Genomic DNA, 758 nt, shown 5'->3' with positions numbered 1-758 from the left:
CAGCCCCATGCGGTGGGCGTAGATCGCGCGACCCTGGTCGCTGTCGATCTTCTCGCGCATGGCGCGGCAGTGGGGGTTGGGCAGTTTGCTTTCCACGGCGCCTTCGAAGAAGGCCACTTGTCGCACCGCGGTGTCATCCGGTTTGCGCAGGCACTTGTTGCGCAGCGGACACGCTTCGCACGTAGCGGCCGTGCCTTTGAACACGATGGCCCTGCGTCCGTTGATGACGGCATTGGCACTGTTGAGTTTGAGCGTCTTGCCGGCCGGGCACAGGCAGGTGCCTTGCTCGCGGTCGAAGCTGAAGTCCCTGGGCTGGAAGAACTTCGCCTTGCTTGGCGATTTGTGTGCACTGGCGTCGGTGTAGCGCGGGTCGCGCTTGCGCATGTTGCCGTCCGCGATATAGCCGTCGATGTGGTCAGCCGCCAAGGCTTTCAGGCCGCGCTCGCTGTGGTAGCCGGCGTCCGCCAGGTAGGCCGCTTCGTCGGCGCTGCCGGCTTCGCCGATCGCTGCCAGATGATCGCGCACACCGTCGATCATCGGCTTGAGCAGATCGTGTTCCTGCGGTGTCCCATGCGCCTGCGCCTCCACGATCACCTGATGTTCGCCATCGACGGCGGCGACACCGATATAGCCTTGCAGCACGCCTCGACCGCTCTTGAGTGTGGCGCTTTCGGCATCGGTCAGGTTCAGCTTGATCGGCTTGCCTTTGGCTCCGATGCGTTCGGTCGTGGTGGCGAGCGCCGTGCGCAGTTTGTCGG

At 64.5% G+C, this 758-nt stretch carries 1 protein-coding gene; it reads right to left on the bottom strand.

Annotated elements, in window-relative coordinates; genetic code table 11:
* Positions 1-758: transposase (locus UU7_RS17165; protein ID WP_007810796.1), on the bottom strand; the 758-nt coding region annotated here is incomplete at both ends.

Source organism: Rhodanobacter spathiphylli B39 (assembly GCF_000264295.1).
GTDB lineage: Bacteria > Pseudomonadota > Gammaproteobacteria > Xanthomonadales > Rhodanobacteraceae > Rhodanobacter > Rhodanobacter spathiphylli.
This window is presented reverse-complemented; position numbering and strand designations above follow the sequence as displayed.